Source organism: Streptomyces sp. NPDC045846, from assembly GCF_056431605.1.
Window position 1 is genome coordinate 879,056 of the sequence record NZ_JBWKKJ010000002.1, and the last position, 26,432, is coordinate 905,487.

The 26,432-nt window shown below is 70.6% G+C and carries 24 protein-coding genes and 1 riboswitch; of the genes, 6 read left to right on the forward strand and 18 right to left on the reverse strand.

Features of this window, described 5'->3' with window-relative positions; genetic code table 11:
- Positions 1 to 42: 42 nt before the first annotated feature.
- The 6 genes from AC07F3_RS08835 to glnII all read right to left on the reverse strand — a co-directional run bounded on the left by AC07F3_RS08835 (position 43) and on the right by glnII (position 6,992).
- Complete coding sequence (locus AC07F3_RS08835; RefSeq protein WP_479111816.1) at positions 43 to 1,482, reverse strand: DUF1996 domain-containing protein; 1,440 nt, start codon at positions 1,480 to 1,482, stop codon at positions 43 to 45.
- A gap of 98 nt (positions 1,483 to 1,580) precedes the next feature.
- A complete protein-coding gene (locus AC07F3_RS08840; RefSeq protein ID WP_479111818.1) occupies positions 1,581 to 2,726 on the reverse strand; it encodes a methyltransferase in 1,146 nt (381 codons plus the stop codon).
- 73 nt (positions 2,727 to 2,799) lie between these two features.
- Complete coding sequence (locus AC07F3_RS08845; RefSeq protein WP_479111820.1) at positions 2,800 to 3,447, reverse strand: response regulator transcription factor; 648 nt, start codon at positions 3,445 to 3,447, stop codon at positions 2,800 to 2,802.
- Positions 3,432 to 4,697 (reverse strand): sensor histidine kinase, encoded by a 1,266-nt coding sequence (locus AC07F3_RS08850; RefSeq protein ID WP_479111822.1) that lies wholly within the window; start codon positions 4,695 to 4,697, stop codon positions 3,432 to 3,434. Before AC07F3_RS08850 ends, AC07F3_RS08845 begins: the two co-directional genes overlap by 16 nt.
- Before the next feature lie 306 nt (positions 4,698 to 5,003).
- On the reverse strand, positions 5,004 to 5,588 hold the full coding sequence (locus AC07F3_RS08855; RefSeq protein ID WP_479111824.1) for a winged helix-turn-helix domain-containing protein: 585 nt from the start codon (positions 5,586 to 5,588) through the stop codon (positions 5,004 to 5,006).
- A 372-nt stretch (positions 5,589 to 5,960) separates the two neighbouring features.
- Positions 5,961 to 6,992 (reverse strand): glutamine synthetase, encoded by a 1,032-nt coding sequence (glnII, locus tag AC07F3_RS08860; RefSeq protein ID WP_479111826.1) that lies wholly within the window; start codon positions 6,990 to 6,992, stop codon positions 5,961 to 5,963.
- Positions 6,993 to 7,295: 303 nt separating this feature from the next.
- Between glnII and AC07F3_RS08865 the strand changes: the two genes are divergently transcribed.
- Positions 7,296 to 8,201: a Gfo/Idh/MocA family protein gene (locus AC07F3_RS08865; protein ID WP_479111828.1), complete on the forward strand. Its 906-nt coding sequence runs from the start codon at positions 7,296 to 7,298 to the stop codon at positions 8,199 to 8,201.
- Here the strand turns inward: AC07F3_RS08865 and AC07F3_RS08870 are convergent.
- On the reverse strand, positions 8,198 to 8,557 hold the full coding sequence (locus tag AC07F3_RS08870; RefSeq protein WP_479111830.1) for an arsenate reductase family protein: 360 nt from the start codon (positions 8,555 to 8,557) through the stop codon (positions 8,198 to 8,200). The two genes, AC07F3_RS08865 and AC07F3_RS08870, sit on opposite strands and share 4 nt — an antisense overlap.
- 117 nt (positions 8,558 to 8,674) lie before the next feature.
- Here AC07F3_RS08870 and AC07F3_RS08875 point away from each other — a divergent pair, with 117 nt between their 5' ends.
- Positions 8,675 to 8,956: a hypothetical protein gene (locus AC07F3_RS08875; RefSeq protein ID WP_450892511.1), complete on the forward strand. Its 282-nt coding sequence runs from the start codon at positions 8,675 to 8,677 to the stop codon at positions 8,954 to 8,956.
- A 69-nt stretch (positions 8,957 to 9,025) separates the two neighbouring features.
- Here AC07F3_RS08875 and AC07F3_RS08880 read toward each other — a convergent pair whose 3' ends face one another.
- A complete protein-coding gene (locus tag AC07F3_RS08880) occupies positions 9,026 to 9,388 on the reverse strand; it encodes a metalloregulator ArsR/SmtB family transcription factor (protein ID WP_479111832.1) in 363 nt (120 codons plus the stop codon).
- A gap of 90 nt (positions 9,389 to 9,478) precedes the next feature.
- Positions 9,479 to 9,675, forward strand: a riboswitch (cobalamin riboswitch).
- A 29-nt stretch (positions 9,676 to 9,704) separates the two neighbouring features.
- Between AC07F3_RS08880 and nicT the strand changes: the two genes are divergently transcribed.
- Positions 9,705 to 10,811 carry a Nickel transporter NicT gene (nicT, locus tag AC07F3_RS08885; RefSeq protein WP_469833745.1) on the forward strand — a complete coding sequence of 369 codons (1,107 nt, stop codon included), beginning with the start codon at positions 9,705 to 9,707 and terminating at the stop codon, positions 10,809 to 10,811.
- Between the two features lie 12 nt (positions 10,812 to 10,823).
- Here the strand turns inward: nicT and AC07F3_RS08890 are convergent, their stop codons facing one another.
- A complete protein-coding gene (locus AC07F3_RS08890) occupies positions 10,824 to 12,710 on the reverse strand; it encodes an ABC transporter ATP-binding protein (RefSeq protein WP_479111835.1) in 1,887 nt (628 codons plus the stop codon).
- Between the two features lie 415 nt (positions 12,711 to 13,125).
- On the opposite strand from AC07F3_RS08890, the gene AC07F3_RS08895 reads away from it, so the two are divergent.
- Complete coding sequence (locus tag AC07F3_RS08895; protein WP_479111837.1) at positions 13,126 to 14,904, forward strand: hypothetical protein; 1,779 nt, start codon at positions 13,126 to 13,128, stop codon at positions 14,902 to 14,904.
- A gap of 289 nt (positions 14,905 to 15,193) precedes the next feature.
- Here AC07F3_RS08895 and AC07F3_RS08900 read toward each other — a convergent pair whose 3' ends face one another.
- The 4 genes from AC07F3_RS08900 to glnA form a co-directional block, all read right to left on the reverse strand.
- The gene (locus AC07F3_RS08900) at positions 15,194 to 15,355 is read right to left on the reverse strand and encodes a hypothetical protein (RefSeq protein ID WP_479111839.1); all 162 of its coding nucleotides are present in this window, start codon (positions 15,353 to 15,355) and stop codon (positions 15,194 to 15,196) included.
- On the reverse strand, positions 15,355 to 16,212 hold the full coding sequence (locus AC07F3_RS08905; RefSeq protein WP_479111841.1) for a hypothetical protein: 858 nt from the start codon (positions 16,210 to 16,212) through the stop codon (positions 15,355 to 15,357). The genes AC07F3_RS08900 and AC07F3_RS08905 overlap by 1 nt, the downstream gene beginning before the upstream one ends.
- A gap of 846 nt (positions 16,213 to 17,058) precedes the next feature.
- Entirely contained in the window at positions 17,059 to 17,271 is a 213-nt protein-coding gene (locus tag AC07F3_RS08910; RefSeq protein ID WP_479111843.1) for an IS3 family transposase, read from the reverse strand.
- Between the two features lie 321 nt (positions 17,272 to 17,592).
- Positions 17,593 to 19,002 (reverse strand): type I glutamate--ammonia ligase, encoded by a 1,410-nt coding sequence (gene glnA / locus AC07F3_RS08915; protein ID WP_114035617.1) that lies wholly within the window; start codon positions 19,000 to 19,002, stop codon positions 17,593 to 17,595.
- A gap of 209 nt (positions 19,003 to 19,211) precedes the next feature.
- Between glnA and AC07F3_RS08920 the strand changes: the two genes are divergently transcribed.
- A complete protein-coding gene (locus AC07F3_RS08920; protein ID WP_479111844.1) occupies positions 19,212 to 19,679 on the forward strand; it encodes an RDD family protein in 468 nt (155 codons plus the stop codon).
- 113 nt (positions 19,680 to 19,792) lie between these two features.
- Here AC07F3_RS08920 and AC07F3_RS08925 read toward each other — a convergent pair whose 3' ends face one another.
- The 4 genes from AC07F3_RS08925 to lipB all read right to left on the reverse strand — a co-directional run bounded on the left by AC07F3_RS08925 (position 19,793) and on the right by lipB (position 22,915).
- The gene (locus tag AC07F3_RS08925; protein WP_114035619.1) at positions 19,793 to 20,500 is read right to left on the reverse strand and encodes a DUF4191 domain-containing protein; all 708 of its coding nucleotides are present in this window, start codon (positions 20,498 to 20,500) and stop codon (positions 19,793 to 19,795) included.
- Positions 20,501 to 20,519: 19 nt separating this feature from the next.
- Entirely contained in the window at positions 20,520 to 20,732 is a 213-nt protein-coding gene (locus tag AC07F3_RS08930; protein WP_114035620.1) for an SCO2195 family GlnR-regulated protein, read from the reverse strand.
- A gap of 276 nt (positions 20,733 to 21,008) precedes the next feature.
- Positions 21,009 to 21,965 (reverse strand): lipoyl synthase, encoded by a 957-nt coding sequence (lipA, locus tag AC07F3_RS08935; RefSeq protein ID WP_382582614.1) that lies wholly within the window; start codon positions 21,963 to 21,965, stop codon positions 21,009 to 21,011.
- 140 nt (positions 21,966 to 22,105) lie between these two features.
- A complete protein-coding gene (lipB, locus tag AC07F3_RS08940; RefSeq protein ID WP_479111847.1) occupies positions 22,106 to 22,915 on the reverse strand; it encodes a lipoyl(octanoyl) transferase LipB in 810 nt (269 codons plus the stop codon).
- A 226-nt stretch (positions 22,916 to 23,141) separates the two neighbouring features.
- On the opposite strand from lipB, the gene AC07F3_RS08945 reads away from it, so the two are divergent.
- Complete coding sequence (locus tag AC07F3_RS08945) at positions 23,142 to 24,590, forward strand: regulator (RefSeq protein ID WP_479111849.1); 1,449 nt, start codon at positions 23,142 to 23,144, stop codon at positions 24,588 to 24,590.
- 51 nt (positions 24,591 to 24,641) lie between these two features.
- Here the strand turns inward: AC07F3_RS08945 and AC07F3_RS08950 are convergent, their stop codons facing one another.
- Complete coding sequence (locus AC07F3_RS08950; protein WP_479111851.1) at positions 24,642 to 25,958, reverse strand: NAD(P)/FAD-dependent oxidoreductase; 1,317 nt, start codon at positions 25,956 to 25,958, stop codon at positions 24,642 to 24,644.
- Positions 25,959 to 26,432 lie beyond the last annotated feature (474 nt).

The window sequence follows — 26,432 nt, forward strand, 5'->3', positions numbered from 1 at the left end:
CCGCGCAGCGGCAGGTGCCTCCTCGCGTTCACGCGCGGGGGGTCAGGCGCAGGAGCGCCCGGTGTTGATGCAGTTCACCGCCTTTCCCATCAGCTGATCGCTGAAGACGTCGATGAAGTCACCGTGATCGGTGACGGGCTTGTGGAGCTGCTCGGGGAACGAGTCCACGGCGAAGGCGCCGGCTTTGGCGGGCAGGTCGTAGACGATGCGCTGCACGAGCTGGGGGATCGCCGTGAACCCGGCGGGGCAGGCACCGCCGCGGTCCGCGAAGGCGACATGGGTGCGGTGGTTGGCGCTGTCGGTGTTCTTTCCGTCCCAGCAGCTCTGGAACTTGAAGGTGCGGACCACCTTGCTGCCCTGGGGGCACAGCGGGTACTTGTCCTTGAGCTGGCGGTTCTCGAATCCGGTGCAGCTCCAGGACGCGTTGGCGTTGGCATTGCCGTTGGTGAACGCCTTGGCGTCACCCGTGATGATCCGCAGGAAGCGGGGCATGGCGGTGACCTTGGCGACCGGGCTGCCGACCAGCTGGATCGTCGCCTGCGCCGGGGTCTGGATCTTTCCGAGGTTCTTGTCCTTGCCGCCGCCGTCGGCCCGTGCGTCCGTGTCGTTGCCCTGGTTGAGCACCCGCACCACCGGCCAGTAATAGGTCGACTTGTCGCCCTGGTTGCGGCAGCTCGTCCGGCCCCTGGCGAGATCGTCGTCGCCGGCGAAGGCGTCCGTCGCCTGGTTTCCGACGTAGTCGTGCATGTGGTGGGCGCCGTTGCTCACGCCGGGCGCGACGATGACGTTGTCGGGATTGCGCTTGCCGTTCTGGTTGCGGCCGCAGTCGCTGGTGAAGGTGCCGGTGGAGGCGCCCGGCCCGGGCCGGGGGGCCGCGACGTTCGGCCGTACCGACCGGATGTCGACGAAGTCGCCGCGCGTGAGCCCGGAGGCGGAAGCGGCGGCGGCGTTCGTGGCGTTCTGGGCGTCGCCCTGTGCGCCCGTGCGGTCGCCGGGCGCGGGGGCGTCGGCGGCCCGCATCGTGCAGGCGGCGAGCCCCTTGCCGTTGAGGTCCGGCTGCCCGGTGGCGTCCGCGATCCGCCCGATGGAATCGGTGCGCTGCCGCTTCAGCGGGGACAGGACCATGGAGTCGGCCAGCTGGGGATTTTGCTGGATCCGGTCCTTGTTGTCCGCGAACGTCGTGTACGCGTTGGTGATCTGCGTGTCGAGGTCGGCGAGCCGGCGGTCCACCTGGGCCCTGGCCGCGGGGGGCACGGTGGACAGGGCGTTGCCGACGTCCGGGCAGTCGATGGTCGACACCATCCGCATCCGCGCCATGTCCTGGCCCGACGAGCCGGGGCCGCCCGATGAGCCCTCACTCGCGGAGGCGTAGAAATTGACCGCGACGAGCCCGCCGCCGCCCAGGATGAGCGCGGCCGCGGCCAGCGTCATCCGGCGGGGGAGGGCCTGCCGTTTTCGGGATGAGCGTGCTGAGCGTCCCATGGAACTCCTTCGCTTGAAGCGCGCAGTTCCATACGGATGGGGAGGGTGGGGCGTTCAACGGCTCAGGAGATTCAAGGGAGTTGGAATTCCCGATCGTGTCAGCGGGCCTGCTTCACCGCGCGCAGGACCACGAACTTCGGGTCGGACGCCACGACTTCGCAGCTGCCGAACATCCGGCGGAGCTTCTCGTGGTAGCCGAGGTGGCGGTTGCCGACCACCCACAGCTCGCCGCCCTCGCGCAGCGCGGTGCGGGCGTCCGCGAACATCCGCGAGGAGGTGCGGTCCGTCGTCGCCTGGTGGGTGTGGAACGGCGGGTTGTTCAGGACCAGGTCCGCGGTGCCGGGCGGGAAATCCGCCAAGCCGTCGCCGAGCCGGAACTCGGCCTCGCGCGCGGGCCCGGCGCACATCCGGAAGGTGGCCTCGGCCGAGGCCATCGCCGGGTGCGACTCGTCGGCGAAGGTGACGCGCGCCTCGGGGTTGGCGAGCGCCGCGGCCGTGCCCACGATGCCGTTGCCGCAGCCCAGGTCCACGACGTGGTCGGGGCCCGTGCGCTCGGGCAGGTGCTGGAGCAGGAAGCGGGTGCCGATGTCGAGGCGGTCGGCGCAGAACACCCCGGCGTGGTTGGTCACGGCGAGCCCGGAGGCGGGCCCGATGCCCAGTTCGAGGGAGTAGGTCAGCGGCCACGGGTTGTGCGGCCTGACCAGCTCCGGGTCCGGCGTGGTGAAGATGAGCCGGGCCTTCTTCTCGGCCAGAGAGGTCTTCGTCGGGCCGAGGATCCGCTCGAACAGGTTCAGCGTCGAGGTGTGGATCTCCTTGACCATGCCGGTGCCGACGACGACCGTGCCCGCGTGCACCGAGGGCGCGACGCGGTGCAGCTCGTCCTCCAGGAGGCCGAGGCTCTTGGGCACCCGCACGAGCAGTACGTCGATCCGCTCGGGCACCTCGTCCCGGGTGGAGAGCAGGCGTACGGAGTCCGGTGCGAAGCCCGCCCGCGCCAGGTTGGCCCGGGTCGCCTCCTGGGCCAGGAACGAGTCGCTGATCTGCACCGGGCCGTGCCCGGCCAGCGCCGTGGTGAGCGCGCCCCAGCGGTCGCCGACGACGACCACGCTCCCGGAGAGGTCCAGGTCCGCGATGTCGGCCAGGTGTCGCAGCAGGTAGTCGTCGGCGGCGTCCCAGGCCCGCAGCGGATCGCGGGGGTCTTCGGGGAATCGGGTCAGGTCGTGCTCGCCCCAGGGCGTGATCATGCGGTTCATTGTTCCGCCAGGCTAACCCGAAACGGCGGGGGAACCCGGCCGCCGCGGCTCGGGGCCGTGCGCCTCAGCCCCGGTCGAGATACGCGAGCACCGCGAGGACCCGCCGGTTGTCGTCGTCGGAGACCGGCAGGCCCAGCTTCACGAAGATGTTGGAGGTGTGCTTGGCGATGGCCCGCTCGGTGACGACCAGGCGCTCGGCTATCGCGGCGTTCGAGCGGCCCTGCGCCATCAGCTCCATCACCTCCAGCTCGCGCGGGGTGAGCCCGCCGAGCGGCTTGTCCCGCGCCCGGCGCGACAGGAGCTGCTGGATCACCTGCGGGTCCATCGCGGTGCCGCCCGCCGCCACCCGGCGCACCGCGTCGATGAACTGCGCCGCGTCGAACACCCGGTCCTTGAGGAGGTAGCCGACCCCGCCGTTGCCGTCCGCGAGCAGCTCGCGCGCGTACAGCTGCTCCACGTGCTGGGACAGGACCAGGACCGGCAGGCCGGGCCGGGCACGGCGGGCGGCGAGCGCGCACTGGAGGCCCTCGTCGGTGTGCGACGGGGGAAGCCGGACGTCGACGATCGCTACGTCCGGCTCCAGGTCGGCCAGCGCCCGGCTCAGCTCGGGGCCCGTCTCGACCGCGGCGAGGATCTCGAAGCCGAACGCCTCCAGCATCCTGACCAGACCGTCGCGGAGCAGGAACAGGTCCTCGGCTAGGACAACTCGCAAGGGATCTCCAGGGTCACCAGGGTGGGACCGCCCGCGGGGCTGCTGACGGCCAGGACGCCGTCGAATGTACCGAGTCGGCGCTCGACCCCGCTGAGGCCGCCGCCCGCCCCGGCCCGCGCCCCGCCCTTGCCGTTGTCGCCGACGGACACCCGCAACGCGCCCGTCCCGTACGACAGGTCGACCCAGATGCTGTCCGCCTCCGCGTGCTTGACCGCGTTGGTGAGCAGCTCGCTGACCGCGAAGTACGCCGCCGACTCGACCGGCGCCTCGGCGCGGGCCCGCTCCGGCAGGTCCACCGACACCTCGGCCGGGACCGGGAGCCGCAGCGCCAACGCCCGTACCGCGTCGGCGAGTCCACGCTCGGCGAGCACCGGCGGATGGATGCCGCGCACCAGGTCGCGCAGCTCGGTCAGCGCCTCGGCCGAGGAGGCGCGGGCCATCGCGAGGAGCCGCTTGGCCTGCGCCGGGTCCGTCTCGACGAGCGCCTCGATGGTGCCCAGGTTCATCCCCATCGCGACCAGGCGGGCCTGGGCCCCGTCGTGCAAGTCGCGCTCGATGCGGCGCAGTTCGGCCGCCGAGGTGTCCACGGCGTCGTGCCGGGTCTCGGTCAGGCGGTCGACGCGCCGCTCCAGCTCGGCCTCGCGGGAAGGGGAGAGCAGCGCCCGGGCGAGCTGGAAGTGGCCGCGCAGCAGGGCCGGGTTGACGAAGAGGCCGAGGACGAACAGCGCGGTGCCGAGGGCGGCGGCCGCGTACGCGCTCCCCTGGCTGACGACGTGGACGAACAGGAACCAGATCCCGCCCGCGTCGGCGATCGGCCGCCACACACCGAGCGCGAGGACCCAGCCGTACGCCAGGTACAGGATCAGGACCGGCGGCAGCAGCGAGGTGGCGAACCCCGCCGTCATGTCGGCGAGCATCCAGCGCAGGTCGTGCCAGGTCGCCGGGTCGCGCAGCAGGGTGGTGCACCGAGCGACCCAGCCGGCCGGACCCGGACGGCGCGGCACCGGCCGGTACGCCGAGGCGATGCGCACCCCGCTCCAGCGGGCGGCCAGCTCGCGCCGGAAGTCGGCGTGGACGCGCACCCGCCCGACGATCAGCGGGGTCGTGAGCACGCCGACGCCGATCGGTATGAGGGCGATGGACACGACGGTCAGCGTGAACAGCAGGATCGACCCGACGAGCGAGATGAGCATGAGGGCGAACCCCCGTACCCCCGCGAGCAGCGCGTCTCGTGCCTTGGCCGCGTTCATGTACGTTCCCGTCTCCCTGAGTTCCGCTGCGGTGCGCGCTCCTTCCGGGGCGCGGGGCCGTGGGCACGTGCGGTCGCGTCCAGCCCCACGGCCCGCGGTCGGAGCACCGCACTCCCCGCGGGGTGCCAGGCGCCGGTGGGGCCGGTCACCAGTGTCGCCGGGCGCCCGCCCCGCGTCACGGGGTTCATCCCCCGGCCCGGGGTGGGGCTGGCAACACCCCTGGCCTCGGGCGTCACCGGCCCGCAGGGCCGCCGCACGCGGAAGGGCGGGACGCCCCCCGGCGCCCCGCCCTGCCCAACTGGCCCATCAGGGGGCGTACTTGTAGCCCACCCGGCGCACCGTCTGGATCGCCCCGCGGTGCTTCGCGCCCAGCTTGCGGCGCAGCCGGGCCACATGGACGTCCACGGTGCGGCCGTCCCCGACGTGCCCGTAGCCCCACACCGTGGTGACCAGCTGGTCGCGGGTGTGCACCCGGTGCGGATGCGCCACCAGGTGGGCGAGCAGCTCGAATTCGAGGTAGGTCAGATCGAGCAGCTCCCCGTCGACCTCCGCGGTGCGGCGCACGGTGTCGATCCGTACGAGCGCGTCACCGCCGAACGCGGCGGGCTCGACCGGCACCGCCGCCAGGGGCTCGGGCGCCGCGGCGAGCAGCGCGGGCTGCTGGTCGGCCGGGACGAGCACCAGGTAGCCGACCATCGGCGGGCGGCCCGGCAGGGCGGGCAGGGTGTGCTGGGGCGCGGGCAGCCACGTGGCGCCCGGCGGAAGGAAGTCGACGACCTGACCGGCGGCCGGGACGGCCACCTCGTCGCGGTCCACGGCCCGCAGTCGGTGCCGGCCGAGCGGCACGGCGGCGGGGGCGTCGGAGTTCGGGAGGGTACGGGTGTTCGCCATGAGGGGTCAGCTCTTTCGCGCGGGAGTCGTCGATGGGGACGTACGTCGTTGCGCGGCGGCCGAAGGCCTGGAGTGGATCGAGGCGTTAGAGGGCCGGCGCGTTCGTCGCGCGGCAACACACCCGGTCGAAGTCGTGGTCCTGGCGGGACGGCCAGAACGGCTCGAGGTCGCTGCGACCTGTCGCGGGGTTCTGGATGCTGGACATGGCCCCATTCAACCAGACGATTCGCCCCGCGCAGCAGCCCCCTCCCACGGACTGATACGGATCCTTGGCACAGCGTGACCGGAATCCATCGCTCCAACTCGGCGCGCTCCCATGCCGAAGGGCGCCCACCGCGGCAGCGGGGGACGCCCTTGGGACCGGCGGGCGGCTCAGACCTGGCCGGCCTTCTCCAGTCCGGTGCAGCAGGTGTCGACGATGAGCCGGGTCACCACGTACGGGTCGACGTTGGCGTTGGGGCGGCGGTCCTCGATGTAGCCCTTCTTGTCCACCTCGACCTGCCACGGGATGCGCACCGAGGCGCCGCGGTCGGAGACGCCGTACTTGTACTGGTCCCACGGGGCGGTCTCGTGCAGGCCGGTGAGGCGGTCGTCGATGCCCGCACCGTAGTTCTTGACGTGGTCCATCGGCTTGGAGCCCTCGCCCAGCGCCTCGCACGCGGTGATGATCGCCTCGTAACCCTCGCGCATCGCCTTGGTGGAGAAGTTGGTGTGGGCGCCCGCGCCGTTCCAGTCGCCCTTGACCGGCTTGGGGTCGAGGGTGGCCGACACGTTGAACTCCTCGGCGGTGCGGTAGAGCAGCCAGCGCGCCACCCACAGCTGGTCGGACACCTCGAGCGGCCCCACCGGGCCGACCTGGAACTCCCACTGCCCCGGCATGACCTCGGCGTTGATGCCGGAGATGCTCAGGCCCGCGGCGAGGCAGTGGTCGAGGTGCTTCTCGACGATCTCGCGGCCGAAGATCTCGTCCGCGCCGACACCGCAGTAGTAGCCGCCCTGTGCGGCGGGGAAGCCGCCGACGGGGAAGCCGAGCGGGCGGGCGCCGTCGAAGAAGGTGTACTCCTGCTCGATGCCGAAGATCGGCTCCTGCGCGGCGAACCGCTCGGCCAACGGACGCAGCAGCGCACGGGTGTTGGACGCGTGCGGGGTGCCGTCGATGTCGAAGACCTCGCACAGGACCAGGACGTTGTCGCCGCCGCGGATCGGATCCGGGCAGGAGAACACCGGCTTCAGGACGCGGTCGGAGGCGTGACCCTCGGCCTGGTTGGTGCTGGACCCGTCGAAGCCCCAGACGGGCAGCTCGGCGACGGCGACGGGCGAACCGGCCATGATCTTCGTCTTGGAACGGAGCTTGGCGGTCGGCTCGGTGCCGTCGATCCAGATGTACTCGGCCTTGTACGTCACGGAAGCCATCCTTCGCGGGAGCTGCGGGGTGCCTGCGCGCTGCCACGCTGCGGCGCTGTCTCGATGGCGGCAGCCTCACACCCCGGCATTTCCCGTCCGTTGCCCGTGTGTGAACCCGGTGTTACCGAGGGCGCCGCGCGGGTGCCCGCAGGCCTCGGCTTGTGCGGTTCCTCCGAGAAGCGCCCCGACGGCCCGGGCGGTTCGTCCGAAGCGGAGCTCGCGGGGCGGCGCCCGCACGTCCCGTATACCGGGCGCGCCCCCGCCGGTGGGGTGCCGTCGGCGGCTCCGGGCAGACTGGTCCTCATGAACCAGACCGCCAGCACCACCCGTATCGGCCTCCTCGGCACCGGCCCCTGGGCCGTCGCCACCCACGCGCCGGCGCTCGCCGCGCACCCCGGCGTCGACTTCGCGGGCGTGTGGGGGCGCCGCCCGGAGGCCGCGGCCGCGCTCGCGGGGGAGCACGGGGTGGCGGTGTACGAGGACGCGGACGCGCTGTTCGGGGACTGCGACGCCGTCGCGTTCGCGCTGCCGCCGGACGTCCAGGCCCCGCTGGCGGTACGGGCCGCGGAGGCCGGCTGTCATCTGCTCCTGGACAAGCCGGTCGCGACGAGCGTGGCGGGCGCCCGCGAACTGGCCGCCGCGGCCGAGCGGGCCCAGGTCGCCTCGGTCGTCTTCCTCACGCTGCGGTTCGCGCCGGAGACCGCCGCGTGGGTGGCCCAACAGGCCGCCGTGGACGGCTGGTTCACCGGGCACGCCCGGTGGTACGGGTCGCTGTTCACCCCGAGCGCCGCGCGCAGCCCGTACGCCGCCTCGCCCTGGCGGGGGGAGAAGGGCGCGCTCTGGGACGTCGGCCCGCACGCGCTCGCCGTGCTCGCCGGGGTGCTCGGCGAGGTGACCTCGCTGACGGCCGCCGCGGGCCCCGGCGACACCGCCCACCTGGTCCTGCGGCACGCCTCGGGCGCCTCCAGCACCGCCGACCTGAGCTTCACCGCGCCGCCGGCCGCCGCGGGCGTCGAGGTCTCCCTGCTGGGCGCGGCGGGCGCCGCGGTGATGCCCGAATGGGGCGGCGCGCTCGACGCGTTCGCCGGGGCGCTCGACGCCCTGCTTGAGGCGGCCCGCACGGGGGTGGCGCACCCCTGCGACGTACGGTTCGGGGCGCGGATAACCGAGTTGCTGGCCGACGCCGAGGCGCGGCTCGGCCGGGACTAGCGCGACAGGGCCTTGCGTACGGCCTCGTCGGTGCGGCCCACCACGGCCGTGCCGTCGTCCGCCGTGATGATCGGGCGCTGGATGAGCTTCGGATGCTCGGCGAGCGCCGTCACCCAGCGCTCGCGCGCGTCCGCGTTACGCGGCCAGTCCTTGACGCCCAGCTCCTTGGCGGCGTCCTCCTGGGTGCGGGTGATGTCCCACGGTTCGAGGCCGAGCCGGTCGAGCACGGCCCGGATCTCGTCGGGGGAGGGCACGTCCTCCAGGTAGCGCCGCACCGTGTACTCGGCGCCCTCCGCGTCGAGCAGACTCATCGCGCCGCGGCACTTCGAACAGGCCGGGTTGATCCAGATCTCCATGCCGCCAGGCTACCCGCGCCGAGCCCCCAAAGCCCCGCTGGCCAGGGCCGATTGTCAGTGCCCCCCAGTAAAATGGAGGCAGTAAGTGAGGGTTCCCGACTGCCCAGGAGGATGCCCATGACCGCTGCCGTACTCACCTCGCACGCCCCGAAACAGCTGTCCCTCCAGCCCCTTCGCAAGGTCCCGCTGCCCGCCGGGCGTCCGCGCGTGTGGTACGAGTCCCACAACCGGCGCCTGAAGGCCATGCGCCTGGCCATCGCCCTGCTCGATACGGGGGTCTACCGGCCCGAGCAGGCGCCCGACCGCACGATACGCACCGTGGCCGCGCTCATCGGAGTGCACCCGCCGTCGGAGACGACGTGCCGCATGGTGCGTGCGCTGATCTACGACGGGCGCTGACCGCGCCCGGCCCGACTCGTGCCGGCGGGAAGCCGTCGGCACGAGTCGGGCACGCCGGTACCGGTACCGCTAACCGCGTACGTCCGCCGCGTACGCGTCGAGGAGGCGAGCGGTCGCCTCGTCGACCACGCGGTAGCGCACCACCCGCCCCTCCTTCTCACCCATGACCGCCCCGGCCGCCCGCAGCAGCCGCAGGGCCTGCGAGACGGCCGGGTCGCGCATGCCCGTCGCCACCGCCAGGTCGGAGACGGCGAGCGGCCCGGCCCGGTGCAGGGCGAGCAGCAGCGCGAGCCGGTTGGCGTCGGCGAGCAGGGAGAACCGGTCGGCCCAGGCCCGCACCCGGTCCGGGTCACCGATGGCCGCGATGGCGTCGCAGACCCGGTGTCCGTCGATGGTGCGGTGGCCGACGCGCTCGGCGGGGACGAGATGCATGCCCGCATCCTCGCAGCAGGGCGCCGCGATGCCCCGTGTGATCTTCGATACCTGCACAGCTGTGCAGGTAGGCAGGCGAGTCGTCGGCGTCTAGGGTGACCGGGCCGTGGTGTTCGGGAAGACCGGTGTGAAACCGGAGCGGCCCTCGCCACTGTGATCGGGTTCCCCGGCTGCCGGGGAGCTGCCGTCCCCTCGCGACGCCACTGGCCAGGATCCACCTGGCTGGGAAGGCCGGGCGGCCGCACCCACCCGTCAGCCAGGAGACCGGCCGCGGCATCTCACGAAGTGATCCACGAGGTGCTGGAGCGTGACCCGCATGACCCTGCCCGTTCGCACGTCCGCCGAGCCCGGCGCCGCCGCGCCGTCCTTCCACTGGCGGCGCGAGGACACCGTCCGAACCGCCGTCCTCCTCACGGTGATAGCCGCCCTCCACGTCGTCGCCTTCGGCGTGCTGTTCCTGCTCGTGGCCCCCGAGCACTACGCCGTGGGCACCAAGACCTACGGCATCGGCCTCGGCATCACCGCCTACACCCTCGGCATGCGGCACGCCTTCGACGCCGACCACATCGCCGCCATCGACAACACCACCCGCAAGCTGATGGCCGACGGCAAGCGGCCGGTCTCCGTGGGCTTCTGGTTCGCCCTCGGCCACTCCAGCGTCGTGGTCGTCATGGCGGGCCTGGTGGCCGGAGGCGCGCAGCTCGCGGGCACCCTGATGAACGAGGACTCGCGCGCCCACCAGGTGCTCGGCGTCGTCGGAACCACCGCGTCCGGCTCCTTCCTCTACCTGATCGCCGCCCTCAACCTGGTCGCCCTGTTCGGCATCCTGAAGGTGTTCCGGGCGATGCGCGCGGGCGCGTACGACGAGAAGGAACTCGAAGCGCACCTGGACTCGCGGGGCTTCATGAACCGCATCCTGGGCCGCTTCACCAAGTCCATCTCCCGGCCCGGCCAGATGTTCCCGCTCGGCTTCCTCTTCGGCCTCGGCTTCGACACCGCCACCGAGGTCACCCTGATGGTGATGGCCGGCACGGGCGCCGCCGCCGGACTGCCCTGGTACGCGATCCTGTGCCTGCCCCTGCTGTTCGCGGCGGGGATGAGCCTGTTCGACACCCTGGACGGCACCTTCATGAACTTCGCCTACCAGTGGGCGTTCTCCAACCCCGTCCGCAAGGTCTACTACAACCTCACCATCACCGGCCTGTCGATCGCGGTGGCCTTCTTCATCGGCACCATCGAACTCGTCGGCGTGCTGCACGAGAAGTTCGACCTCACCGACCCGGTCAGCGGCTGGATCGCGGACCTCAACCTGGACAACGTCGGCTTCGTCATCGTCGGCCTGTTCGTCGTGGTGTGGGCGATCGCGCTGGCGTACTGGCGGCTCGGCAAGGTCGAGCAGAAGTGGGCCCGGACCGGGGCCTGAGGCTCCCGGGGCTCACGCACCCGCGCGCGGCCCCGGCACCCCCCGGTCGTTCTGCAACAGCCACAACTCCCTGAACAGGCCCTCGGCGGCGACCAGTTCGGCGAAGGTGCCCTCCTGGAGGACCCGGCCCCGGTCGAGGACCACGATGCGGTCGGCGACCGCGACGTTGGCGAGGCGGTGCGTCACCAGGACCACCGCCCGGTCCCGCGCGACGGTGCGCAGCCCGGTGAAGATGCGGTGCTCGGCGCGGGCGTCGAGCGCGCTCGTGGGCTCGTCCATCACGAGCAGCCCGGCCGGGCGGTGGAAGGCCCGCGCGATGGCGATCCGCTGCCACTGCCCGCCGGACAGCTCCACGCCGCCGAACCACTCCCGGGCGAGCAGCGTGTCAAGACCGCTGCGCAGCCCGTCGACGACCTCCGCGGCGCCGGAGTGGGCGGCGGCCCGGCGCACCGCCTCGTCGCCGCCGTGCGGCTGCCCGAGCGTGATGTTGTCGCGCGCGGACATCGGCCAGTGCGCGAAGCCCTGCGGCACGACGGCGGTCTGCTGCCACAGCGCCAGCGGATCGCACCGCTCCACCGCGACCCCGTCCCAGGTCACCGCCCCCTCGCTGGGCAGATAGAGCCCGGTGAGCAGCTTGCTGAGCGTGGTCTTGCCGGACCCGTTCTCGCCGACGAGCGCCAGCACCTCGCCCCTGCGCACCTGGACCGTCACCTTCTCCAGGGCGGGCCGTTCGCTGCCGGGATAGCGGTACGTCAGCGACTCGGCCCGTACGACCTCGGGGGCGGCCGGCGCCAGCGTGCCGCGCGCCATCCGGTGGCCGCCGGCCTCCTCGATGAACTCCGCCCAGTCGTCCAGGTAGAGCCCGGTCCGAAAGAGCCGCGTCCCGTAGCCGACGACGCCCCGCAGCGAGGAGGCGACCGTACGCAGCGCGAACACCGCGGTGCCCGCCGAGGCCACCGACATCCGCCCCGAGCCGAGCAGATAGGCGAGCGCCGCCCACACCACCCCGGCCGCGACCCCGCCCGCCAGCGCCCCGACGACCGAGTAGCGCGCGCCCTGGTGCACGGCCCTGTCGGTCGCGGCGTCCACCCGCCGCCCGATCGCCCGGTAGCGCTCCAGCAGGAACTCGGCCATCGTGCACGAGCGCAGCTGGTCGGCGGTGTCCTTGTCGATCACGAACCAGCGCAGCAGACTCAGGGTGCGCCGCTCGGCGCTCATCGCCCGGGACGCCTCGTAGTGCACCCGCGCCGCCTTCACCCCGGCCACGCCCTGCGGCAGCGCGGCCAGCAGGAGCAGCGGGAGCAGCGCCGGATGCAGCACGGTCACGACCCCGGCCGCCGCCACCAGCGAGGCCACGCAGGCCATCAGGTCCTGCGAGTCGGTGAGGAGCTGCTGGGCGACCTCGGCGCCCCGGTCGGCCGCCTCCCGCTTGTCGTTGAACCCCGGCTGGTCGTACGCCGACAGCTCCGCCCGCACGGCCGCGGCCAGCATCTGCATCTCCGCCTCGCGGGAGATCCGCGGCGAGAGCCGGCCGGAGATGTTCACGACCACGATGCCGAGCAGCGCCCGCAGCCCGGCCGCCGCGGCGAGCACCGCGATCGACGGCAGCGCCTCGCGCAGCCGGTGCGCGATGTCCCCGCTCGCGATCAGCGCGGTGATCGTACGCGTCGTGGCGAGCAGCCCGAACGCCTCGAAGAACCCCGAAAGCCCCTGACAGCAGAGCAGCACGAGCACCGCCCGCCGGTCGACCCGCCAGGCCAGCGCCAACGCCTTGCGCACGAGCTGCGGCAGCCGCCGGGCCATGCTCCGCGTGGTCACGTGATGCCGCTGCAACACCTCCAACGAGCCCGACCGGTACCGCAGTTGCTCATCCGCCCGCCCGTCCACGACCTCCGTCATACCGACCCCCTCCACGGTGGGAATCCGCCCACTTTCCCGCATGAATCGCCCAAGGGGGGTGGTATGCGCGGTGATCCACTCAATAGGGGGGCCACAGCGGAAAAGCGGCGAGCCCCGCCGCCCGGGTGGGGCGGCGGGGCTCGGGTGTCGCGGAGTTGGGGCTTGTTTTCGCTGTAACGACCGAGCTGCTGGCCAAAAGGGCATCACAGCCCATGCTCTGCACGCGCCCAGGACAGGGGGGACGTGATCCGAGCGATCGGTCTCAGGACGCACATGTGCGGTGGCTGTTCCGGCGAAGCGGTGCCCGCCGTATCTTCGGCGCTGTGAGAGGGCTTGCCCGCGCTGGCGAGCAAGGTCTCACAACGGGTTCCTCAGGGCCCGAAAGGTGTCAGAGGCCTCTCGTAAGCTCTGCCCCATGGGGAGTAATGGAGTCACCGAAGCCGATGTCGACAAGGCGATGACCGTCGTCGGGAGCAGCGGAAAGTCACTTCGGCGGGATGATCCCGCCGCCCAAGCGCTTGCCGCAGCAGTATCCGTGCAGCGTCGCTCGCAGGAAGAGGGGGCCGTCGCGGACGACGAACTGCTTGAGGCACATGACAACCTGCACGCAAGGATGCCGTACCGGCACGGAGGCTACCTGGAGATACTCGCCGAAGCGCTACTGGCCCGCGGGATAGTGCCCGCGCCCGGCGACTACGACGGCGACTGGTGGTTGTGGTGGCCCAAGAAGGGCCATGGTCCGTGTCGTGACTGCCGACAGCCGCGCTCACTGACGCGCTACTCCGCCAAGTGGGGCAAGCCATACAGATACTTGTGCGCGCGCTGCCGCAAGCAGGAATTGACAGACGATATGGCGTACCTCAACAGCGTCACCGGCGTCACCCCAGAGGAAGGTGAGTCCGCCGAATCGCTCTTCACAAGGCGTACGGCAGCTCTCATTGGCCAGCTGGGCAGCCAGGTGGAAGCAGCACCTGTGAAGCAAGCGGGTCGCCCGAGTGCCGAACAGTGGGGCGAGTACGTAGACCGACTCATAGAAGTGCTCGGCTCGCTCGACTGGGCTGGCTGGGATGTCCCGGATGAATACGATTCGGACTGGGACGCCGAAACCGGCCCGATGCTCTTCGCCACGCTGTGGCGTACCGGCGCCGCGCTAGACGTTGAGTACTACCCGCGTGAAAGTCGCCTCCGGCTTCTTCCCTACGAGGACGTATGCGGCGACTTCCCGGAGTCTTTTGCCGTACTCGATGAAGAGGTCGAAATCGCGATCTCCGGCGAGGGCGACGAGGCCGTCACGGCAGTCCAACATCGAGCCGGCGCGTTGGGATTGCTCGACGCAACTCGCGTCCGTGTGGTGGAGGGGGCTGATCCGGAGGCCGCGGAGGCGTTCGGAGCTGAGGCACTCAGGTCCCTCTTCAGCCCGGCAGCCTCGTACCGGGAGATGCCCGTTGACGACATCGTCAAGGAAGCCCTACAGCATCCTGATCTCAGCACCTATCTGCGCTGGGTTATCGGTATGGCAGGACGCGACGTGCACCCGGATCCGGTCCCCGATGCTGCGGCTCTGGGGATCGCGGCGTGGTGCTGGCGCAACGAAACGGCTGTGGAGGCTCACCACCTTCCTTCGGACGTGCTGATGGCTCGAGTGAACATTGCGGTAACCCGTGCCGTGTTGCCCCATGTCTGTCCGTACGAAGGTATCGACTGGGACGGGATTGAGGAGTCACTGACTGATCCGGACTGGAAACTTCCCAACGGTCGGACGGTTTCCTCTCTGTTCGGCGGCGGATGGTCGGAAGTGCAGTCGACAGTGCGCGAGCAGGTGCGGAAGTGGCAACGCCTCGACGACGAACTTCTCGGTCCGGACACCACTTTGAGGCTGATGACGATCGGGGGCTCGACAAGCTACACACGTCATTGGTGGGGCCAAGGGCGGTGGCGTGCGATCTGCGAAGAGATCGTTCAAGATGCTGTCGAAGCTGGTTTTGCGCTGCCGCAGCCGTACGACTGCCGTGGCTCTGCTGCTTTGATCGAAGACTTGGAACACCCTGACATGCAGTCCGACGCGGTGTTGGAGTGGCTTATCGACATGCCAGAATCCTCCGTTTCAGGGCCTCACGGGTTGCGCCATCATCCAGCTACCCAGCCGCTCGTGCGCGAATACGATCCGTGGTGGGCAACGCCGGAGAGAGACTGACTCCACCCACACCGGCAGCCCGTTCTCTAAGCAGAATGAGCGTCTACTTCTAGTAGGATCTGGCGGAAGTAGACGCTCAGGGAGCCATTAAGTCGCCGACCTACCGAGTTCGAGATTTACTTGCTAGATGTCGAAGTAGGGACAGGCAGTCCTTCTGGCCAGCCCTGTTCAGTCCCGGTCGATGGGGGCGATGCACTCCCGATGTACGTCGTGGGGAGGGCTGGTATGAGGGTGGAGGCCCTCCAAGCGGGCGGTGGTGCCTGGTTCGGTCAGCGATCCAGGACCCCGGCTACGGCTGGTCATCTCCGGTCTCACGCCATGTACGCCGAAGCTCATGCCATGCGTGGATGATCGTCCGCACTTTCCCCAACGCTTCGTGTAGCTGTGAGAGAGCGATACTGATGGCTCCGAACGCGGCCAGGATGGTCAGCACGACGGCATCCCAGTTCATCAGCGGCTCTCCTTGCCAGAGGGCCGAGCTGCGCCCAAGAAATCTGAGGGCGATGCTACGTCCGGGCTGTGCTCTGGCAGAACCCGATCGAGCCACTTGCCGGGAGAACCCAATTCTTCAAGCTTGATCCGTGTGCCGCCCGCGTAGACGCCTGGTCCATGGCGGAAACGCAATTGTAAGCAGCCGCTGTTCGTACCGCGGTGCACGAGGTTATAGGTGCATTGCAGGGTGTATGTGTTGTCGCCTAACTCCTGCTCCGGTCGGCAAGAGCAGTGCCGGTGCTTGATGCGGAGAGGCAACCCCCACACGGGGTCCATGAGTCGTCGCAGGAAGACATCGTGTTCGAGCCTGATGCCGCGCACTGTGTCCAGCTCGAAGATCCATTCGTCTCCGGTGATCCAGGAGCGGGTTGAGTATGCGGTGCTGGATGACTGGAAGATCGAGATGCGACGCAGCAACGCTGATCCAAGCCAGTCGAGGCTACGCTCGCCCTTCCACGTCTCTGGATAGTCACGGATGTGCGATTCCTCGAAGCTGGTCAGCGTTGACTGCTGCCACAGAGGCGGAGCTTCTGCCTTCTCGTATCGACGCCAACGTTCGTCGAGCTCCTCAGCCCAATCCGTCCCGGGGACGCCGCTCAGTACAAGGTGGCATTTGCTGTCAACGAGCGTGAGGTGCAGATCTGCTCCATCGATGCCAACAACTCGAAGCCCAGCGACGCCATTTACTTGTAGGCCCGGCTCGGCCATGGGCAGCAACTGGTCGAGGGCATGGCCGCTACGACTGTAGGGGGCGCCGCTTCTGAACGTGGTGTGGCTGTCGAGATGTACGATGGCGGACTCGGTTGTGGACTGCACGTGCGAAAGCCCGAGTGGATGAGCCCACCACTGGCCTCCGCCGCAAAGTTTGGCGAACACCTCAGCTTCGAGATGCGCTTGCAACCGTGGTCCGCATTGAATCGGGTGGAGATTGTCCCTGCCGCGCATAGCGCTTTTCGCCACGGCGAAGGGCTCGCCTGTGTAGAGCTGACGTGTCCGCGCGAGCCTCTCGAGCCGCCCACCACTGGGCATATGTGATCCGTCCCCGGAATACCGCCGCCCCTCGGCATCCGACAACTGATCTGCGCGCCCTGATCGAGGGCGTAGGTGGACAGTGAGATGCGCTGCGCAGATGGGGCTATGGCTCCTTGACCCCTGATTGATCCGGCCACGGGGCGAAGCAGGATCGGGGGTGGCCTTCTGAAGGCCATACAGCTGAGTGTGGAGGAGGGTGACGGCCGGGCGCAAGTGCTGATGGGCGACAGGCTCCCGTGGGTGCCTAGCGTGGGGGCAGCACTGTTTTTGAACCGTTCCAGGTTCGGTAGAGCTCAGATGTTGGTTGTGAACTGGCGTTTCGTGCTTGGGCTGTAGTAGAGGGTCCCGTATTCGCCGGACGGGCGATCGCACGACGCAGTCGGCGGTGGCAGTACCCGCCGATCCAGTCCGCGGGCGGCCAGCTCGACCTCGGTGAGGGGTTTCGAGGGCTGGCGGGGGCTTGATCAACTCGCGTTTGCACAGGCCGGTGTTGGACTCCAGCCGGGCATTGTCGTAGGCGTCGCCGACCGGACCGGTCGCTGTGGCGGGAGAAGGTGTCCACGACGAAAGCGACGTGGCCGACGCTGCCGAACGTGGTGATGTGCGTGAAGTGGGTGACCCAGCAGCGGTTCAAGGGCGGGACCGACGAACGGGCGGTCCAGGAGGTCCGGAGCCGGATCCGCGGTCACGTCGGGGACGGAGGCGACCGCCTTCACGCATGAGGCGCGCTACGGCGCAGCGGGCCGCCGCGACGTTCCGGTGGTTCAGGTGCCGCCAGATCTCCCCGGCTCCTTGGACAAGGTAGTTGGCTTCGTACTCCGGGGTGATGAGATCCTTCAGCATGGGGTCGCGAACGGAGCGGGTCGCGGGTATGACCCGCCTTTATGGGGGCGTGGCCCTTCCATGCTCCTCGGGAGCTGACTGCGAGTCGACTCGCTCCCAAGATTCCTACAGGCTACGAAAGAGAACGAGTGAGACCGCCACCCCGACGGGGAGTGGCGGTCTCACTGTTACTGATGCTAGGCCAGGAGGCCGGCCCGGCAGTGCACACGCGTTGCACAGGAAGGCGGAGAGCAAGCGGGAAAAGCGAGCACTGCTGAGCAGTGTTCTCGCAGGTCAATGCCTGCTTCCAGCAACCCTCCCAGGTCGCCCCAGACCTGATGTTTAGAGGTCGAAGTACAGCTCGAACTCGTGCGGGTGCGGGCGGAGCTGGATCGGGGCGATTTCCGCGGTGCGCTTGTAGTCGATCCAGGTCTCGATCAGGTCGGAGGTGAAGACGCCGCCGGCCTGGAGGTACTCGTTGTCCGCCTCCAGGGCTTCGAGGACGGCCGGGAGCGAGGTCGGGACCTGCTGGACGTTGGCGTGCTCCTCGGGAGCCAGCTCGTAGAGGTCCTTGTCGATCGGCTCGGCCGGCTCGATCTTGTTCTTGATGCCGTCGAGGCCCGCGAGGAGCAGCGCGGAGAACGCGAGGTACGGGTTCGAGGACGGGTCCGGGGCGCGGAACTCGACGCGCTTGGCCTTCGGGTTGGAGCCCGTGATCGGGATGCGCATCGCGGCGGAGCGGTTGCGCTGCGAGTACACCATGTTGACCGGCGCCTCGAAGCCCGGGACCAGGCGGTGGTAGGAGTTCACCGTCGGGTTGGTGAAGGCGAGCAGCGACGGGGCGTGCTTGAGGATGCCGCCGATGTAGTAGCGGGCGGTGTCCGAGAGGCCCGCGTAGCCCTGCTCGTCGTAGAACAGCGGCTCGCCGCCGGCCCACAGGGACTGGTGGACGTGCATGCCCGAGCCGTTGTCGCCGAAGATCGGCTTCGGCATGAAGGTCGCGGTCTTGCCGTTGCGCCAGGCGACGTTCTTCACGATGTACTTGAAGAGCATCAGGTCGTCGGCCGCGGCGAGCAGCGTGTTGAACTTGTAGTTGATCTCGGCCTGGCCGGCGGTGCCGACCTCGTGGTGCTGGCGCTCGACCTGGAGGCCGGAGTTCTCCAGCTCCAGGGAGATCTCGGCACGCAGGTCGGCGAAGTGGTCGACCGGCGGGGCCGGGAAGTAGCCGCCCTTGTAACGGACCTTGTAGCCGCGGTTGTTCTCGACCGCACCGGTGTTCCAGGCGCCGGCCTCGGAGTCGATGTGGTAGAAGCCCTGGTTCGCGGAGGTCTCGAAACGTACCGAGTCGAAGACGTAGAACTCGGCCTCGGGGCCGAAGTACGCGGTGTCCGCGATGCCGGTGGAGGCGAGGTAGGCCTCGGCCTTCTTGGCGATGTTGCGCGGGTCGCGGCTGTACTGCTCGCCCGTGATCGGGTCGTGGATGAAGAAGTTGATGTTCAGCGTCTTGTCCCGGCGGAACGGGTCGAGGCGCGCCGTCGACAGGTCCGGGCGCAGCGCCATGTCGGACTCGTGGATCGCCTGGAAGCCGCGGATCGACGAGCCGTCGAAGGCGAGCTCCTCCGCCGGGTCGAACGCCTTCGCGGGGATCGTGAAGTGCTGCATCACGCCCGGCAGGTCGCAGAACCGGACGTCGACGAACTTCACGTCGTTGTCCGCGATGAACTTCTTCGCGTCGTCGGCGTTCTGGAACATCCAACTCCTCCTACTCCCACCCGGGGAGGGGCGGGGTTGCAGCTCGGTCGTGCGGCCAGTGCGGTGGCACACGCTGGACCCGACCATAGGCAGGCGGGATTTCTCAAGCGTGACCCGTTTGTTTCGCCCAAGTTAACCGGCCTGGTGACGACGCCGCCAAGACTGACCCGGGTCGAAGTGATCGAAAACGGGCGCAGTACCGTGGTGCCGTGGACAACAGGCAAGCAATCGGATCGTGGCTCTCGGGGCCCCGCGCGGCCGCCGAGGAGATGGGCGTCGACTTCGGCTACCGGGGCGAGCGGCTCGGTCTGCCCAAGGACGGGCCCGGCTCGGTGGCCCCCCTCGGCCGGCGCTTCGGCGCCATCTTCATCGACTGGGGCCTGTGCGCCCTGATCGCGTACCAGCTGATCGCCCGCGGCAACCCGCACAGCGCGAGCAACTGGGCGCTCCTCCTGTTCCTCGTGCTCGGCGTGCTGACGGTCGGGACCGTGGGGTTCACGCCCGGCAAGCGGCTGCTCGGTCTGCGCGTGGTCGCCGAGGAGGGCGGCCGGCTCGGCATCGTGCGGGTCACCGTCCGCACCGTGCTCCTGTGCCTGGCCATCCCCGCGCTGATCTGGGACCGCGACGGCCGCGGCCTGCACGACCGGCTGGCCCGCGCGGTCCAGGTCCGGATCTGAACCCCCCACCCGCTGGAACGTCGGACCCGCTGACACGTCAGAAGGCGGCCCGGACCACATCGGTCCGGGCCGCCTTCGTGTGCGTACGGGCTCCGTGGCCGTACGAGGTGAGGTCAGCGCATCTTTCCGCCGCGCGGCATCCGCGTGCCCTTGGGCATCGGACCCTTCGGCAGCGGCATGTTGCTCATCAGGTCGCCCATGGCGCGCAGCCGGTCGTTGGCCGCGGTGACCTGCGGGCCGGAGAGCACGCGGGGGTACTTCAGGAGCGTGGTGCGCACCTTCTTCAGCGGCACCTGGCCCTCGCCGTCACCGACGATCACGTCGTGGACCGGTACGTCCACCACGATGCGGGCCATCTTCTTCTTCTCCGCGGCCAGCAGGGACTTCACCCGGTTCGGGTTGCCCTCGGCCACCAGCACGACGCCCGCCCGGCCGACGGCCCGGTGCACGACGTCCTGGCTGCGGTTCATCGCCACGGCCGGGGTGGTGGTCCAGCCGCGCCCGATGTTCTGGAGCACCGCGGCCGCCGCGCCCGGCTGCCCCTCCATCTGACCGAACGCCGCCCGCTCGGCACGCCGCCCGAAGACGATCGCCATCGCGAGCACGGCCACCAGGAGGCCCAGGATGCCCAGGTAGACCGGGTGCCCGAGCAGGAAGCCGATCGCGAGGAAGACGCCGAGGACGACGATTCCCACGCCGGCGATGACAAGTCCGATCTTGGAATCGGCCTTACGGGTCATCTTGTAGGTCAGGGCGATCTGCTTCAGTCGCCCCGCATTCGCATCGTTCGCAGCGCTCTCTGCGGTTGCCTTCCTCGCCATACCAGGAAGTTTACGTGGCCTAGGAGCGGCGGGTGGCCACGGCCTCCAGTACGTGCTGGGCCTCGACGCGGTCCTTGGCCCGGCGCCGGTCCTCCAGGACCGCGGTCCAGGCGTTGCGGCGGGCGGTGCGCTGCCCGGAGCCCATGATCAGCGACTCCATGACGCGCAACGCGCCGGTGACGGACGGAAGCGTGGTGGCTCGCACGGTCTGCGGAGCGGTAGCGGCCTGCATCGTCGAGGTCCCCCCTCGGGACGGGAAGTCAGGAACGGGCGGTGGGTGTGGGGGCATGCGCGGTGCGTAAAGCCAATGTCACTGATTGGTGTTACCAGGGCGTGTCCGAGCGGTCAAACGCCAATGAAACCTTGATGCGGACGGGCAAAACGTTGACGCGGCCCGTACGCGTGCCCCGACCTGCGGGGAAGGTACGGGCCGCGTCGAATCGGCCATTACTGATCAGTAGCCGCTTGTGAGGGGATTCACGCAGTCCCTGGTCGTACGCGACCGGGCTCAGGCGGTGGCGGCGGCGCTCCGCGCTTCCATCGCCTGCTGGTACAGCCGGCCCGCCCGGTAGGAGGAGCGGACCAGCGGACCCGACATCACACCGGAGAAGCCGATCTCGTCGGCCTCCTCCTTCAGCTCCACGAACTCCTGCGGCTTCACCCAGCGCTCGACGGGGTGGTGGCGCACGGAGGGGCGCAGGTACTGGGTGATCGTGATGAGTTCGCAACCGGCGTCGTGCAGGTGCTGCAGCGCCTCGCTGATCTCCTCGCGGGTCTCGCCCATGCCGAGGATGAGGTTCGACTTGGTGATCAGGCCGTAGTCGCGGGCCTTGGTGATCACGTCGAGGGAGCGCTCGTAACGGAAGCCGGGGCGGATCCGCTTGAAGATCCGCGGCACGGTCTCGACGTTGTGCGCGAAGACCTCCGGGCGGGAGGAGAAGACCTCTTCCAGCTGCTCGGGGACCGCGTTGAAGTCGGGGGCCAGCAGCTCGACCTTGGTGCGCCCCTCGGCGCGCCCCTCGGTCTGCGCGTGGATCTGGCGCACGGTCTCCGCGTACAGCCAGGCGCCGCCGTCGGCCAGGTCGTCGCGCGCGACGCCGGTGATGGTGGCGTAGTTCAGGTCCATGGTGACGACCGACTCGCCGACGCGGCGGGGCTCGTCACGGTCCAGCGCCTCGGGCTTGCCCGTGTCGATCTGGCAGAAGTCGCAGCGCCGGGTGCACTGGTCGCCGCCGATGAGGAAGGTCGCCTCGCGGTCCTCCCAGCACTCGAAGATGTTCGGGCAGCCCGCCTCCTGGCAGACCGTGTGCAGTCCCTCGCTCTTCACGAGCTTCTGCAGCTGGTTGTACTCGGGACCCATCTTCGCCCGGGTCTTGATCCACTCGGGCTTGCGCTCGATGGGGGTCTGGCTGTTCCGGACCTCCAGGCGCAGCATCTTGCGTCCGTCGGGTGCGACTGCGGACACGTCCGGCTCCCTGTGACTTCGATTCTTCGGCGAACCTTAGGGTACGCCCGTTGTTTGGACGGCTGGGGTGCGGCCCGTTGCCATGGGGGCAACCTGCCGGGGCCCGGCGGCATTCCCTCGGGGGAGGGCGCCGGGGCGGGTCAGGCCACCGCGGGGGCCTGAGGCCGCTCGATCTCGCGCGGAGCCAGGTCGGCGTTCTCCAGGACGTCCTTGAGGTGGCGCTCCACCACCGGGAGCACCTCCTCGATCGTGACCTCGCGCCCCAGCTCGTACGAGAGCGAGGTCACACCCGCGTCGCGGATCCCGCACGGCACGATCCGGTCGAACCAGGTGTTGTCCGGGTTCACGTTGAACGAGAAGCCGTGCATCGTGACGCCCTTGGCGACGCGGATGCCGATCGCCGCCAGCTTGCGGTCCTCGCGGCGCTGGCCCGCGTTGGAGGGCGCGTACTCGGGGCCGTTGAGGCGGGCGTCGAACTCCTCGTCGGTCAGGCGCGGGTCGAAGTCGAGGGACAGGCCGCCGAGCTTGGGGCGCTGCTCCACCGGGTCGCCGAGGACCCACACGCCGCTGCGGCCCTCGACCCGGGTGGTCGCCAGACCGAAGTCGGCGGCGGTGCGGATCAGGGCCTCTTCGAGGCGGCGTACGTGCGCGACGACGTCGACGGGGCGGGGCAGCTTCTGGATCGGGTAGCCGACGAGCTGGCCGGGGCCGTGCCAGGTGATCTTGCCGCCGCGGTCGACGTCGATGACCGGGGTGCCGTCCAGGGGGCGCTCGCTGTCCTGCGTGCGCCGTCCGGCGGTGTAGACCGGCGGGTGCTCCAGGAGCAGGCAGGTGTCCGGAACCTCGTCGGCGAACCGGGCCGCGTGCACCCGGCGCTGCTCGTCCCAGGCCTCCTGGTACTCGACCGCGTCCGCGCCGAACCCCAGCCGGACAAATCGCAGCTCGTTCACGCCAGCTCCCCTGTCGAACTTCTCGGATGCATGCAGCCCTCCCTCACTGTACGACCGTGTTCGAGGGCCCTCGCACGCCCCCCAGACCCGGGCAGAAACGGCACCTCACCACACGATCGGATGAATGCGGGGCGAAGGTGGCGGCACCGGCCGTATTGACCGCTAAATTCTCGCCGTTCCATGAGGGCTGCAAGGTTGGCCCGGAAGGCAGGAGAACGCAGAGCTGATGACGGAACGACCCTCGCAGCGCACCCCCAACCGCCAGCTCGCCGCACTCATCGCAGAAGCCGGGTTCTCCAATGCCGGGCTGGCCCGCCGCGTTGACCAGCTCGGCCTTGAGCACGGCCTGGACCTGCGCTACGACAAGACCTCGGTGACCCGGTGGCTGCGCGGCCAGCAACCGCGCGGCACCACGCCCGCCCTGATCGCCGAGGTGTTCACCCGGCGCCTCGGCCGCAGACTCTCCGCGCAGGACCTCGGGCTCGACGCCTGTGCGCCGGTGTACGCGGGTCTCGAGTTCGCGGCGACCCCGGAGGAGGCCGTCGACATCGTCAGCGGGCTCTGGCGCAAGGACTCGGGCAGCCACGCCGAGCTCCGCAAGATCGCGTTCACCCCGGCGGGCCTGGTGGTCCCCAGCCGGGACTGGCTGATCGGGCGGGCCGACGACCGGGTGGGGCGCGGTGAGCCGAATCCCGTGGGCAACGTGACCCGCATCCCGGTCCAGGGCCGCCCCTCCGTACCCCGCCAGCGCACCACCGACCGCGGCCCCGGCCAGCGCGTGACCAGCGGGGACATCGCGGCGCTCCGCTCGGTCGGCGAGCTGTTCCGCACGCTCGACCACGCCTACGGCGGCGGCCACGCGCGCCAGGCACTGGTGCGCTATCTGGAGCACGAGGCCGAGCCCATGCTGCGCGGCACCTACGGCGAGAACGTGGGGCGCCGGCTGTTCGCGGCGGCGGCCGACCTGACCAGGCTGGCCGGCTGGACCTCGTACGACATCGCGGCGCACGGGCTCGCCCAGCGCTACTTCGTGCAGGCTCTCCGGCTCTCGCAGGCGGCGGGCGACCGGGCGTACGGCTCGTACGTGCTGGTCACGATGAGCCGCCAGGCGGTCTATCTGGGCCACGGCCGCGAGGCGGTCCAGCTCGCCCGGGTCGCCCAGCAGGGGGTGGGATCGGCGGCGCCGCCCGTCGTGCAGTCGCTGCTCAACGCGGTGGAGGCGCGCGGGCACGGGGTGCTCGGCGAGGTGCGGGCAGCCACCGCCTCGCTGGTCCGGGCCGAACGGGCGCTGGAGAGCGCGCGGCCCGGTGACGACGTGCCGCACTGGGCGCGGTTCTTCGACGAGGCGCAGCTCGCCGACGAGTTCGGCCACTGCCACCGCGACCTCCAGCAGTACCGCGCCTGCGCGCAGCACGCGGAGCGCTCCCTGCAACTGCGCGCCCCCGGCTACGCCCGCTCGCGGCTGTTCTGCCGGGTCGTGCTGGCCACGGCCCGGCTCGGCCTCGGCGAGCTCGACCAGGCCTGCGCGCTGGGCGCGGAGGCGGCCCAGCAGGCCAGTGAGATGAGGTCGGCGCGCGCGGTCGAGTACGTACGCGACTTCGAGCGCCGCCTGGAGCCGTACCGGGACGCGGCCGCGGTGCGCACCTACCGGGACCGGGTGGCCGCTCTGGGGTGAGTCCGTGGCCGGGCGGCATCCGGCCACGGACTCCGCAGGGCGGTCCCGCGGTCAGGCCGCCTTGCGGATCACCTCCGCCGGCGCCTGCCAGGACGGGACGCCCAGGTCGGTGAGGATCGCCTGGGCGGCGCGGCGGCCCGAGTACAGGGCGCCCTGGACGGTGCTGGTGTCGCGGTGGTCGCCGCAGACGTACAGACCGGCGAGCAGCCGGACCGGGCGGCGCAGATCGTGCGGGGCGGGCATCGAGGGCACGGCCTGCGGGGTGTGGTGCACGGCCAGCGGCTCCCAGTCGGCCGTGGACGTGGCGTACAGGCGCGCCAGTTGGCGGCGTACCGCGCGCTCCAGGTCGGCGGGCGGGGTGCCGAGCACGGTCGAGGTGATCAGCGCCCGGCCGTCCGGCGCGCGGCTCGGGTCGACCTCGCTCATCACCGAGCTGTACGCCACCGGCCCGCTGCGGTCCGCGTCCAGGAGCAGCGCGGGGTCGGCGAGCGGAGTGTGCGGCGCCGCGTGGTGCAGCACCGTGAGCGGGTGGAAGTCCGGGACCCTGAGGCCCGGCAGGAGCTCGGCGGCGGCGGGCGCGTCGGTGGCCAGGAGCAGGGAGCGGCAGCCGAGCACGCCGTGGTCGGCGGTGGTGACCGAGGTGGTGGCGACGGAGGTGACCTTCACGTCCGTACGCACCGTGCCGGGCGGCAGCGCCCGGGCCAGCAGCTCCGGCAGCGTGGCCGCGCCGCCCGCCGGGACGCACAGCCGGCCGCGCGCGAAGCCCCTCAGCGCGAGGTCGGCGCAGCGGCTCGACGTGGTCAGGTCCGGGTCGCAGAGCAGGGCGGACAGCAGGGGGCGCACGAAGCCGTCCAGCGTGCGGGCGGGCAGGCCCCGGCCCGACAGGGCCTGGCCGATGGGGAGTTCGGGCCGGGCGACGATCCGCTCGACGGGGGTCGCGGCCAGCCTGGCGAGCGCTTTGCCGAGCCGGGCCTGATCGAGTGCGCCGCCGAGCGGGGTGGCCGTGCCCCGAGGGGCGCTCGCGCGGGCGCGCGCGGCGGCCAGTGCGCCCCGTGCGCTCCCTGTCGCGCCCGCCCGGTAGTGCCGGCCCTCGCTGTGCACGAGGACGCCGGGCGAGAACGGGCGCAGCGGCAGGTCCTCCAGGCCCGGGGTGCGGGTCAGTTCCGGGTACGAGGTCGAAAGGAGTTGTCCGATCCGGTCGAGCCGGAACCCGTCGACCGAGGCGGTCGACATGCGGCCGCCCACGGAAGGGGCCGCCTCCAGGACGCTGACCGTGACTCCCGCGCCGGTCAGCTGATGAGCCGCTGACAGGCCCGCGAGCCCGGCCCCCACGATGAGTACGTCCGCATGGTGTGCGGTGCTGAGCACGTGGCCCTCCCCGAGGTAGGCGCGGTAGGTGGAGGCCTCATGCCCCCAACTGGCCCACGGAATGCCGGAGTTCGTGGAGAGAGTAGGTACGTTTGGCTTCTCGGCTCCGCCGCGCGTGGGGGTGGGCGTCGAGGCACACCGGGCGCACGACCCCCCTCCGGGGGCTGCCCCCTCCACTCGGGGTGCCCCCGCCCCCGCCACCTGGGTCACCCCGGGCCCCGCCCTCTGGGGGCTACGCCCCCGGCCCCCATCCCCGTTTCGTCCGTCCGCGGTACGTGGCCGTTCGCGCAGTTCCCCGCGCCCCTACCCCCGTTTCGTCCGTCGGTTGTAGGTGGCTGGTTGCGCAGTTCCTCGCGCCCCTGGGGGGTTCGCGTAGGTCGTCGTGCCCTAACCCTCTTTCGTCCGTAGACCGTGCTCGCTTCTCGCGCAGTTCCTCGCGCCCCTGTCAGTACTGGTGCGGGCCAGTGCTGGCAT